General features: G+C 60.7%; 9 protein-coding genes. 4 read left to right on the top strand and 5 right to left on the bottom strand.

Features of this window, described 5'->3' with window-relative positions; all coding sequences use genetic code 11:
• Window positions 1-62 precede the first annotated feature (62 nt).
• The 5 genes from V6765_RS23495 to V6765_RS23475 form a co-directional block, all read right to left on the bottom strand.
• Window positions 63-1,502 (bottom strand): CehA/McbA family metallohydrolase, encoded by a 1,440-nt coding sequence (locus tag V6765_RS23495; RefSeq protein WP_448433031.1) that lies wholly within the window; start codon window positions 1,500-1,502, stop codon window positions 63-65.
• On the bottom strand, window positions 1,489-2,595 hold the full coding sequence (locus tag V6765_RS23490; protein WP_448433030.1) for an ABC transporter ATP-binding protein: 1,107 nt from the start codon (window positions 2,593-2,595) through the stop codon (window positions 1,489-1,491). Before V6765_RS23490 ends, V6765_RS23495 begins: the two co-directional genes overlap by 14 nt.
• Window positions 2,596-2,610: 15 nt before the next feature.
• Window positions 2,611-3,441, bottom strand: coding sequence for a carbohydrate ABC transporter permease (locus V6765_RS23485; protein ID WP_230721713.1), 831 nt, complete (start codon window positions 3,439-3,441; stop codon window positions 2,611-2,613).
• The gene (locus V6765_RS23480; protein ID WP_448433029.1) at window positions 3,438-4,349 is read right to left on the bottom strand and encodes a carbohydrate ABC transporter permease; all 912 of its coding nucleotides are present in this window, start codon (window positions 4,347-4,349) and stop codon (window positions 3,438-3,440) included. The genes V6765_RS23485 and V6765_RS23480 overlap by 4 nt, the downstream gene beginning before the upstream one ends.
• Before the next feature lie 64 nt (window positions 4,350-4,413).
• Complete coding sequence (locus V6765_RS23475) at window positions 4,414-5,775, bottom strand: extracellular solute-binding protein (RefSeq protein WP_448433028.1); 1,362 nt, start codon at window positions 5,773-5,775, stop codon at window positions 4,414-4,416.
• A 296-nt stretch (window positions 5,776-6,071) separates the two neighbouring features.
• On the opposite strand from V6765_RS23475, the gene V6765_RS23470 reads away from it, so the two are divergent.
• The 4 genes from V6765_RS23470 (at window position 6,072) to repB (ending at window position 12,046) form a co-directional block, all read left to right on the top strand.
• Complete coding sequence (locus V6765_RS23470) at window positions 6,072-7,121, top strand: LacI family DNA-binding transcriptional regulator (RefSeq protein ID WP_448433027.1); 1,050 nt, start codon at window positions 6,072-6,074, stop codon at window positions 7,119-7,121.
• A gap of 36 nt (window positions 7,122-7,157) precedes the next feature.
• Entirely contained in the window at window positions 7,158-9,110 is a 1,953-nt protein-coding gene (locus V6765_RS23465) for a DUF5054 domain-containing protein (RefSeq protein ID WP_448433026.1), read from the top strand.
• A 671-nt stretch (window positions 9,111-9,781) separates the two neighbouring features.
• Window positions 9,782-10,987, top strand: coding sequence for a plasmid partitioning protein RepA (repA, locus tag V6765_RS23460; RefSeq protein ID WP_448433025.1), 1,206 nt, complete (start codon window positions 9,782-9,784; stop codon window positions 10,985-10,987).
• A 72-nt stretch (window positions 10,988-11,059) separates the two neighbouring features.
• Window positions 11,060-12,046 carry a plasmid partitioning protein RepB gene (repB, locus tag V6765_RS23455; RefSeq protein ID WP_448433024.1) on the top strand — a complete coding sequence of 329 codons (987 nt, stop codon included), beginning with the start codon at window positions 11,060-11,062 and terminating at the stop codon, window positions 12,044-12,046.
• Window positions 12,047-12,249 lie beyond the last annotated feature (203 nt).

Raw genomic sequence — 12,249 nt, 5'->3', positions numbered from 1 at the left:
ACCTCCCACATCCGGCCCGACCGCCGGAATGACTCCACCAATCCAAATCAAAAGCCGTTCAATCAGCGCGTGCCGGCACGTTCGGCTATGCCCAGATAAATCGGGTTGGACAATGCGCGGCGGAAAGGCTCTGCGGCGACCGCCGCCTCGTCGACGCCGCCCGGCCACGGTTTCTCGCCGACAGCCTGCCTGAAGGCTTCCATCAGATCCGGCCTGCTTTTGTCCGCTATGATTTCCGCGCGCACGAAGCCGTTGGCGGACCCGCTGCAGCCGCCCCGCCATTCATCGGCTGCAATCGCCTGACGCGCAATCTCGCCGGTCGCGTCATACCAGACGAGGCAATCGCCCTTTGCGCCGCGGACAATGGCCTCGGCGTCGAATGAGCGCTGAACCACCGCGCCGCCCATCGGCGTGTCGCCGATGGTGATTTCCAGATGCGGCCCGGTCGGGCTTTCGGTGACATAGCCCCGCCCCGCCTTCATGGCTGCCAGGATGTTGTCTTCAGAAAGCCCATCCATCCAGAGCACCGTGGTCGGGCGCGCGAGCACCAGCGGCCCTTCCGGCAGCAACCGCTCCGGCTGATGATAGTCGCTGCCGCCGATTGCCGAGATCCGCAGCCCGGATGCCAGCCGTTCCTGCCAGCGCGAAAGCGAAATCCAGTTCCACAGCGGCCAGGCCGATTGCCAGACCTCCATCAGTTCGACTTGGGGCAGCGGATAGTCCCAGGGGATCGTCGGCTTGTCGTGGTTGATCGACAGCAACCCGCCGCGCCGATGCACGGCCTCCGCCATCTTGTGGGAATCCTCAGGCCTCTCCATCCGGAAATCGATCCAGTCATCGACGCCGAAGACATTGGCGTGCCCGACCGCCGTGGTGACTTCCATGGCGCGGACGAAGACGAGGTCCGGCGAGCTCTCGCGATGGAAGTAGCGCCGCTGGGTGATGGTGTTGTGGTCGGCGACCGCCAGAAAATCGAGCCCGGCCTGGCGCGCCGCCGCGTGAAGCACCTCCGGCGCGCCGCGCGCATCGGAGTGAAACGTATGGCAATGCAGGTCGCCGCGATACCAGCCCGCACCTTCCCGTAAAGGGAAGCTTCTCGCGGGCTGAGGTGCAAGCGGACGTGCGGAATTGTCGAGGTTGACCGTGACCCTGATGTCCGCGCCCGTCTCGGGAAGCTTGTAAAGACCGAGCATGACCTGCCACTGCCCCGGCGGGATTTCGCCGTGGATATAGCCGGGCGTTGCGTCATCGGTGGCGATGAAGAACCGGTCGCGCGCGCCGCCGCTCCAGCCGCGAAAACCCTGATCCGCCGGAAACGGCGTTATCCGCGGGTCGACGCAGCCGAGATCGATGACACAGTCTTCGGCCTTTGGATAGGCGAGCGTCACATCGATGCGCGTCGTTCCTTCCGGAACATCGAATGGCACATAGGCATAGGGCGAACGCGCCTGGTCTGCCGGGGTCAGCGTGAGCGCGATGTCCTGCATGTCACGCCGTTTCATCGTCATGCTTCAGCCGGTAGCCTTCGGCGTCGAACAGCGTGATGTGCTCGGCCTTCATGTTGAGCGTCACGGTCTTGCCGAGCGAAATCGCGTCATCGGTGAAGATGCGGGCGGTGAAGCGCGCCGCGTCGTCGCGTTCGAGCGTCACGAGTTTCTCCGGGCCCATGTTCTCATTGGCGAACAATTCGCCGGTGATCGTGTTCGCTTCGGTGTCGCCGATGGCCAGATGCTCGGGTCGAACGCCAAGCGTCAGGCGGTTGCCGCTCTTCAGCGCCTCGGCAAAGGAGGCGTGAATGGCAAGCGGTTCGATCGCGATGCCGTCTGCCCGCAGATGCAACTTGCCGTCGGCAATCATCGCCTCCACCGGCAAAAGGTTCATCGGCGGATTGCCGACGAAATTGGCGACGAAGGTGTTGGCCGGTCGACGATAGATCTCGATCGGCGGCGCGTATTGCACGATCTGTCCCCGGTCCATCACCGCAACGCGGGTCGCGAGCGCCATCGCCTCTGCCTGGTCGTGCGTCACATAGACCGCCGTCATGCCCAGATCGTGCTGGAGATGGTTCAGGAAACCGCGCGCCTCGAGCCGCAACTTGGCGTCGAGGTTGGAGAGCGGTTCGTCGAACAGATAGACCTGGCTTGGATAGACAAGCGCGCGAGCAAGCGATGTGCGCTGCTGCTGACCGCCGGAAATCTGGCTTGGCAGGCGCTTCATCAGATCGCCGATCTTCAGCACATCCGCCACTTCCTTCGCGCGGGCATGGCGCTTGTCGGTGGCCTCGCCCCGCACCTTCAGCGGATAGGCGATATTGTCCTCGAGGTTCATATGCGGATAGAGCGCATAGTCCTGGAACACCATCGATATCTGCCGGTCCTTGGGGTGGAGATAGGTGACGTCCTTGCCATCGATCAGCACCTGGCCAGAGGTCGGAAACTCCAGACCCGCCATCATTCTGAGGCTGGTGGTCTTGCCGCAGCCGGAGGGCCCGAGCAGGCAGACGAATTCACCATCGCCGATTTCGATATTGAGGTCCGAGGCGGCCGTGAAGGCGCCGAACTTCTTGGTTACGTTCTTGAATTCAACCGATGCCATGTAACTTTGGTCCGTTTAGGCCTTGATCCCGCCGAAGAACCGGAAGCCGAACTTCCAGCTGACGAACAGATAAAGGGCGATGACAGGAAGCGAGTAGATCAGCGCATAGGCTGCAAGCAATGTGACGACAGGGGTGCCCGCTTCCGAATAGAAGGAATAGATCGCGACGGATGCCGGCATCAGATCCTCCGAGCGGAGCAGGATGAAGGGGATCAGGAAGCTGCCCCAGATATTGACGAAGGCCCAGACAACCACGACGACGATGCCGGGCCGGATCACCGGAAGCGCGACATCGAAGAAGGCCTGCACCGGCGATGCGCCGGCCACCATCGCGCTTTCCTCGTAGGAACGCGGAATGCCGTCGATGAAGTCGCGCAGGATGAACATCCCCGTCGGCAGCAATCCGCCGGCGAAAACGAGGATCACGGCGAGATGGCTGTCGATAAGACCCATCGCGGAGATGATCAGGAAGATCGGCACCATGGCGGCCGAACCCGAAACCACCGAGGAAAACAGCAACAGCACATAGGTGACCGCGCCCTTGCCGGGCATTGCCGAACGGGAGAGCGCATAGGCCGCAAGCGTCGCCGCCCCGCCGACCAGCACCACGCCGCCGACGCTCTGGATGAGCGAATTGAGGAGCGCGCGGATGGCGAAACTGTTTTCGAACACCGTCGCGAAGTTCTGCAGCGTGAACGGGTCGGGAATGGCCAAGCCGAGCTCGGCGCGGGCGTTGAACGGCGCGAACAGGAACCAGATCAGCGGCAGCGCAAAGACAGCGCCGAGAATGGCCGCGAAGGCGGAGAACCCGATGCGGGAGACATACTGGCGGAAACCGAGCTTCATTGCGCTTCTCCCGCAGCCTTTTTGCGTGCAACGCGCAGGTAGATCAGCGCGAAGGCAAGATTGATGAACATGATGACCACGCCGACAGCGGCACCCTTGCCGAATTCGAAATCGCGGAAGGCGATGCGATAGGTGTAGATCGACAGAACCTCGGTCCGGTAGGACGGTCCGCCCTTGGTAAGCAGGTAGGGCGTGAACACGTTAAAGGTCCACATCGTGATCAGGATCAGATCGGTGACAACATGGCCGCGCACCAGCGGCAGCGCGATATCGCGGAACTTCTGCCACGAGGATGCGCCGGCAACATCGGCCGCCTGGAAATAGCTTGGCGGGATCGACGAGAAGGCCGAGTTGAACAGCATCATCGAGAAGGCGGCGCCCCGCCATGTATTGAAGAACACGATCACCCAGAACGGATAGTCGAGCAGCCAGTCGCCGCGCGGCAGGCCAAGGCTCGTCAGGATCTCGTTCATCGTGCCGTTGTCATAGTCCAGAAAGGCAAACCATGCGAAGCCGATTACCACTTCCGGCAGGATCCACGCGCCGATGACCGCCGTCTCCGTCAGGCTCTTCACCGGCTTTGGCACCGCCTGCATCAGCCACGCCAGCAGCAGGCCAAGGACCGCCTGGCCGATGATGGCGGAAAACAGCACGAACTGGATCGTCAGGATCAGCGAGAAGCCGAACTGGCCGCGGGTGAAGAAGTTCGAGGGATCGAACAGCGCGATATAGTTATCGAAGCCCACGAATTCCGGATTGACGGCCGTCTTCCCGAGCAGCGTGCGGTTCGTGAACGAAACGAAGATGATCCAGAAGAACGGCGCGATCACGAAGGCGCCGACAAGCGCCGCCGCGGGCGCCATGAACAGCGACCCCGCCCTGTTGGATAGAAGCGTGAATTTTTTCAATTTTTGGCTCCGCGCGGGAATGCGGATGCCGCATGGTGAGGCCCATGCGGCATCCCCGGAAGACTTACTGAAGGCTTACGGTGTTTTCGGCGCCGACAATCTCGGTCACCGCAGACTTGTACTGCTCCATCGCTTCCTCGGGCGACATTTCGCCGGAAACGACGGCCTCGGTCATGCGCTGAACCTCGGCAGAGACCTTGTTGTAATCTGCATCGTTCGGACGGGCCGTCGTCAGGGGCAGAAGCTCCTGCGAGGTTTCCGACAGGAACGGCGAATCCGGGATACCGACGTCGTCGCGCAGGCGAATACGGGCCTGGTAGGTCTGGAAGGCTTCAAGCTGTTCCTTGCTGTTCATGTAGGCAAGCAGGTCCCAGGCTTCCTCGGGCGCATCCGTGTTCGGATTGAGCACGAAGCCCGTGCCGCCGGAAATCGTCACGAAATCCTGGCCGCTGAAACCGGCGCCCGGCTCGCGGGCCGGCATCTTCTTCCAGGTCATCAGATTGTCGCGATCCTTCAGCTCGAATTCGGAGCCGGGGGCCGTGACCGCGCGATAGAACCAGTCGCCCTCCACCAGCATGGCGGTCTTGCCATCGCGAAAGTTTGCGAAGGTGCGGTTGCGGCCATCACCCAGAAGCTGGGCGCGGCGATCGCCGAGTTCCTCATCGAGATAGACCGTCTTGTAGAAATTCAGCGTGTCCAGAATGCCGGGGCTGGAAACGATCCACTTGCCATCTCCATCCTTCAGTCCGGAATCGGCGCCGAGCACGAGCATGTAGTAACCCTGCATCGTGGTCGCCTCGCCCATCGAAACGCCGGCATTGATCTGCAGTGGCGAAGAATCCGGCACGGCTTCCTTGATCTTGCGCGCGGCATCCAGCAGATCGTCCCAGGAGGTCGGCTGCCAGCTATCGGCATCGATGCCGGCCTGTTCGAACAGGTCCTTGCGGATGAAGATCATGCGCACATCAGTGCCGAGCGCGATCCCGTAGACCTTGCCGTCGAACGACATCAACTGCCTGGAGCCCTCGGAGATGTGGTCCCAGCCTTCCCACTCATCGACGGCCGGACCTGCAAGTTCGTCAAGCGGCTTCAGGAGGCCGGCTTCCACGAAGCTCGGAATAAGAAAGCCATCGAAGCCGTTGACGTCGGCGCCGGCGCCGGTGGAGAAATCGAGCGCCTGCTGCTGCGTGAGCTGCTCGTCCTGTCCGGCAAATTCCTTCAGCGTGACCGAAACGTCTTCGCCGCTTTCCGACTTCATCTTCTCGAAGCCGGGAATGACGCTCTGCTTGATCCACTCGGCCATCTGGCTGTTGGCGCCGCCTTCAACGCAGCGGCATGTAATGCTGAGATCGGTCGCAAATGCCGGTGCGGCCATGGCACTGGCGCCGGCAAGGGCGATCATTAGGGTTTTCAAACGTCCGACCATCACGAAACTCCTCCCTGTCTGGATGTCGCCGACTTTTCGGCGCGCGTTACGAACTGCGCGGATACCTCCACGCACCGCCGCATCAAAAATGAACACGTTTTCAATTTCTCGTCAACATGACTCATCGAAATTCATCTCCCCTTCCTTGGCTGGCTGACACAAGAACCTCTATTACCACTGATATAATGGGGGTTTTATGACAATCGCAGCGAAGTCGAGCTTGACTTCTCCCCAAGGTCCGGGGATAAATTCCGCAGACATTATTGCAAACGCTTTCATATTTATGAGGCATCAACTTGTCGGATCGACCGATCAGAAACGGGGAAAGAGCAACGGCCAACATGGTCGCCGAGGCGGCGAATGTCTCGCGCGCGGCGGTCTCCCGCGCATTCAATCCGAATGCCTCGCTGAAACCCGAAAAGCGCCAGCGTATTCTCAAGATCGCGCAGGAGCTGAACTACACGCCTGATATGGCGGCCCGCGCGCTGGTGACGCGCCGCTCGCACCTTGTGGGCGTTATCGTGCCCGCGGTGTGCAGCCCGTGGGAGAGCCAGGAAATCGATGCGCTGACGACGGCATTGCAGGACAAGGGCTTTGCCACCCTGCTGTTCAAGACGCGGTCCGACCGGGCCATGGATAGCCGGCTGCTCACCTATATGAAGGGTTTCAATCTCGACTCGATCGTCGCCTTTGCCGAAAACGTCAAGCCCGATACGCTGGCGCGCTATCTCGACCGGGCGGTCCCGATCTATCTCAGCTATCCGCGCGAGGACGGCGAACTGCCGCCACCGTTTCGCGAAAGCAAGGCCCATTTCGATCGTGTCGAGGTCTTGCAGCGCGACGGGATCGAAAAGGCCGTGGCGCTTGTGCAGGGCTATGGCGGAAAGCGCTTCGCCTATCTCGCCGGCGACACCAATACGCTGGCCAATGCCGAGCGCAGCCAGACCTTTGTCGAAATCCTGCAGTCGAGAGGGCTGGGTGAGCCCGTCATCATAGCCGGCGACTTCACCTACGAAACCGCCTTTGCAGCCACGATCGACCTGTTCCGCTACGGCAGCGACGTCGATGCCATTTTCGCCGCCAACGACGTCAGCGCCTTTGGCGCGATCGATGCGCTGCGCCACGAATTGGGCCTACGGGTGCCCGAGGACGTCAAGGTTGTCGGCTTCGACGATATCGACCAGTCGGCCTGGCGCAGCTACAATCTCACGACCGTCAAGGTCGACCTTTCCGAGCGCGTCGCGACGATCATCCGCCTGATCCTGCGGCGACTGGACGACCCGGCAGCGCCCGCCATGTCCGAGACCATCCGCACGCGCCTTGTGGTGCGCGGCACGGTCGGCTGAAAAGCCCCTCCCCCAAAACGCAGAAAAGCCCGTCCGATGCGCCAGCCGACCACCATTCACCTTGTCTTCAAGACCCATCTCGATATCGGTTTCACAGACCACGCCGAAAGGGTTCGCCGCCAGTACCACGAGGTCTTCATCCCCCAGGCGCTGACGACAGCGGAGCATTTCCACCGCGAAGACCCCGAGCGCCCGGCATTTGTCTGGACCACCGGGGCCTGGCTGATCTGGGATCACCTAACGACCCGTTCGGCTACCGAGGTAGAGCGGCTGGAGCGCGCGATCAGGAACGGTCTCATACGCTGGCACGGCCTGCCGTTCACGACTCATTCGGAGCTGATGTCGCCGGCGCTGTTTCGCGCTGGTCTATCCTATTCGCAAATGCTCGACGCCCGTTTCGGGGTCGAGACGCATGCCGCCAAAATGACCGATGTGCCGGGCCACACGCTCGGCATCGTGCCGCTGATGGCGGCGGCCGGCATTCGCTTCTTCCACATCGGCGTCAACACCGCCTCGCCCGTCCCCGCCTTTCCGCCGCTTTCGCGCTGGCGCGCGCCGGACGGATCGGAGGTCGTTGTTATGTACGAGGATTCCTATGGCGGGGTTCAGTTCCCGGACGGTCTGTCGGATGGGCTCGGCTTTGCCCACACCCACGACAATATCGGGCCGCAGACGGTGTCGCAGACGACCGAGGTCTATCGCGCGCTCCGCCACGACCATCCCGACGCCGACATCCGCGCCGCGACGCTGGAGACCTATGGCGCAATCCTTTGGGATCGGAGGGAAAGCCTGCCCGTGGTCGAGATCGAACCGGGTGACAGCTGGATCCACGGCGCCGGCGCCGACCCCGTAAAGATGGCCCGGTTTCGCAGCCTCCAGCGTCTCTACGACGCCTTCGAGACGGAGGGACTGACGGAAACGCGCGCCGCATTCGGGCGGGATCTCGCGATGCTTGCGGAACACACATGCGGCGTGGACATAAAGACCTATCTGCGCGACGACCTTGCCTGGGACCGAACCGATTTCCAGGCGGCGCGCAAGGCAGATTATCGTTTCATCTACAGCGAGGCCTCTTGGGCGGAGCAGCGCGGCTATATCGATAAGGCCATTGAAAAACTCTCCGGAGAAGACCGGTCACGCGCTGATGGCGCGCTTGCCGATGCCGCCCCGCCGCAGCTCAAATTGACGCCACCGCTCGCCCCGGTAAATACGTTCACGGTCGCCGGCTGGTCGGGGGAGCTCGACCCTCAGACCGGTGATATCATCCGCCTCACTGCTCCTGACGGCCGGATACTGGCGGACAACACCCTGATCGGCTACCGCCACGAAAGCTATGATGCAGGCGACGTCGCCGCGCATATGGACACCTACATCACGCATCGCGAGGAATGGGCGATCCTCGACCATGACAAGCCGGGCCTCTCACACGCGAAAACAGCGCGCTCGGCCGTCTTCACACCCCGATATCTCGGGCTGGAAACTGACGACGAACAGGTTATCATCCACCACGAAATGCCGCTCGATGCGCACCTTGACCTTGGCGCGCCGAAAACCACCGAACTCCGTGTGTGGGGCGACGGTCAATCGCTTCATTTTTCGCTCGTTCTGCGCGAAAAGCCCGCCAACCGCATGCCGGAAGCCGGCTTCCTCGCCTTCGCGCTCGGAGGCTTCAGCCAATGGTCGTTCCTCAAAACAGGGTTGTGGCATGATGCCGGGCGCACAGCGCATAATGGCGGCGGTCAGCTACAGGCCATCTTTGCAGCGCGCAGCCGCCACCCCGACGGCACGGAAGTCGAGCTCACACCGCTCGACACCGCCCTCGTCGCGCCGATAGGTCAGCCATTCATGCCCTATTCGAACCGACCCTCAAGCTTCGACCGCGGCATACGCTTCAACCTCTACAACAACAAATGGGGCACCAATTTCCCGATGTGGTGGGAAGGCGACGTGCAGGCCCGGTTTCAGCTGTCGTTCAGCCAATCCCGGTGAACCAGCACGGCGCGCTAGATCCCGATGACGCTATCATCGGCGACAAGAATTCTGGAAGCCCTGCCTTCGAACGTCGGGGGCTATGAGCTGGAGGAGAGTATCCTTCTGTCCGGCCATCGCGGCCGGTCCGGGCGACCGGAGCCCCCTCAAAGGCTCCCTCCCCTCCCCCGCCGCGGAAGGGCTACGCCGTCTTGACCTTTACAGGGGTTTGACTGTCACGACGCCCTTGGTGTGGGGTGCTGATGCGCGGCCGGACCCCGCCTTTCCGGGAGGTCAACGTATCGAGTGCTCCCGTATCTCCCTGAGCAGGCCTTGCGCAGCACAGCCGGTCAGGGTCGCTCAAGCTATGCCTCTTCGCGTTTGTTATCGGATGGCGAAGTTGCCAGCCGTAAGGAATCGGATTATTTCTATATAAAATAGCGAGTTACCGGAATTCTGCCGTTTTGTTTCGGGTGCATGTCTGACGGGGATTTTACATAGTTCGATCCGCGGCGGGCGGTGCTGAGCCAAGTGGTATTCAAGCCGTATCCGGCCTAGCGATGCATTAACCTCTCGTTAACTAAAAATACCTTGCACGCTCAACGAATCGGTCCATACTAATAACGCTTTTTGACCGTTGTCCGTGTAAAAAGCGTTCTTAGAGAATTAACCGAGTCGATGGCAGTGATTCCTTGACGACACAATCTGTTGCAAACACCGGCAAAACCGATTTTGCCGACGAGATCCTTGATCAGGGGAAGCTTATCTCGGATAAGCTCGATCTGCTGCGCATCGAGCAATTCCCGCCGAATGCACAGAAGGGACTGCGGCTCTTCGGTATCGCCGAGGTCGCAGAGTTTCTCGGCGTCACCCAGAACCATATCAAGAAACTGCATCTGGAGGGCAAGGGCCCCTCGCCCGTCGTTTCAGCCTCCGGCCGCCGCTCGTATTCGGCCGAGCAAATCCTGGAGCTGCGCCGGTTTCTGGACAAGAACGGTCGCTCCGACAAGTTTTATGTGCCTCATCGTCGACCAGGTGACGATCTGCAAATTCTCTCTGTGGTCAACTTCAAAGGCGGCAGCGGCAAGACCACCACGACGGCCCACCTCGCCCAGTATCTCGCACTCACCGGCCATCGCGTTCTGGCGATTGATCTCGATCCGCAGGCTTCGCTGACTGCGCTGCACGGCATCCAGCCCGAGCTCGACAACTCGCCCTCTCTATTTGAGGCGTTGCGTTATGATGACCAGATCAAGGCGATCAGTGAGATCATACGCCCGACCAACTTTCCCGGGCTCGATATCGTACCGGCCAATCTCGAGCTGCAGGAATATGAATATGAGACGCCGCTTGCCGCCACCGACCGGTCTTCCCAAGAGGGCCGACTTTTTTTCACCCGCCTCACCAGGGCGCTGAAGGAAGTTGAGGCCGATTATGATGTCGTTGTGATCGATTGCCCGCCCCAACTGGGCTATCTTACCCTGACGGCGCTGACTGCTTCCACCTCGGTGCTGATTACCGTGCATCCGCAAATGCTCGATATTCTGTCCATGAGCCAGTTCCTGCTGATGCTGGGCGGTATTCTTGATTCAATTCGCGGCGTGGGCGCCAGCGTCAAGCTTAACTGGTTCCGCTACCTGGTGACCCGCTATGAGCCGACGGACGGACCGCAGGCGCAGATGGTTGGCTTCATGCAGGCGATGTTCGGGAGCAGAATGCTCAAGAACCACATGGTCAAGTCCACGGCCATTTCCGACGCAGGCATTACCAAGCAGACGCTCTACGAGGTCGAGCGCGTACAGTTCACGCGAACGACCTATGACCGTGCGATTGGCTGCCTAAACGACGTCAATGGCGAGATTGCCGAACTCATCCACCAGGCATGGGGACGCAAGTGATGTTGCCAGCCGTACGAGCAGAAGATTTTTGTCGCATATTCAAACGCTTGTCACGTGATCGGGGGGGCTGATATGGCACGCAAGCACCTTTTGAACCATATCATAAACCCGAAAGAGGCCAGCGATAAGCCCGAGGCCGGGCACGACGGGCGCTCGGCATATGCCTTGCGCGGCGCATCGCGGTCGATGTTGCTGTCGCTTGAGGAAATGGCGGAGAATTCGCTGCGCATCCAGGACGGCGAGACGATCGTCATGCTGGACCCGAACGATATCGATCCATCGCCCTATGTCGATCGCATCGAGGAAGATGGCGAAGCCTTGAATGTGCTCGTTGAAGCCATTCGCGAGGCTGGGCAGATTTCGCCGATCCTTGTGCGACCCAATCCGGACGTCGCCGGTCGTTTCATCCTCGTCTATGGTCATCGCCGCACCCGGGCGGCAAAGATGCTTGGCATCAAGGTCCGTGCGATTATTCGCGATCTTGAGGATCTTGCCCATATCGTGGCCCAGGGACAAGAGAACACGGCGCGTGCGGATCTCTCCTTCATCGAAAAAGCGTTGTTTGCCAGCCGCCTGCAGCAATCCGGCATCGACAGGCAAGCCATTCGTCAGGCGCTCAGCATTGATAACGCCATGCTTTCGCGCATGCTTTCGATCGCGGAAGGCATCCCGACGGACATTCTCGAGCAGATCGGCGCGGCCAAAGGGATCGGCCGCGATCGTTGGGATGAGCTAAAGCGTTTGCTGCTGCCGCCAGCAAAGCTGGAGCAGGCGCGTCAGTTTGTGGCGGAAGCACGTTTTCAGGAGCTCGGCTCGCCGGAGCGGTGTTTGGCGCTGCTTGAGGAGCTGAAGCGCAAGGGAAGGCGTGCGAGGCCGAAGAATGTCAGCGAAAAGAAATGGTCGCTGGCTGACAACAAGATGAGCGTGACAACGAAGCACGCCGCAAACGGTTTTTCTCTTTCGCTCAAGGCTGCGGATGCGGATGCCTTCGGCACCTATCTTTCCGCCCAGTTGGAAGAGCTCTACGACGAATTTCAACGTCAGCAGAAGAAAGGATAACGCGCAAAAGAAAAAAGGCCCCCAAACGACGAGCGTCCGGAAGCCGATTTTGTAACTAGCACCTACTGATTCGCATTTCCGACCGTTTCCGTCAAGAGGCTTTCCTGCATTCGACGTGGGGAGGGGTGGATTCTTTTGCCTTTTTGAAAGGTGAACCATGGACAATGCGATGACAACGACGCCCTTTGGGCGGCGGCCGATGT

This window comes from Martelella sp. FOR1707, from assembly GCF_053484265.1.
This window is presented reverse-complemented; position numbering and strand designations above follow the sequence as displayed.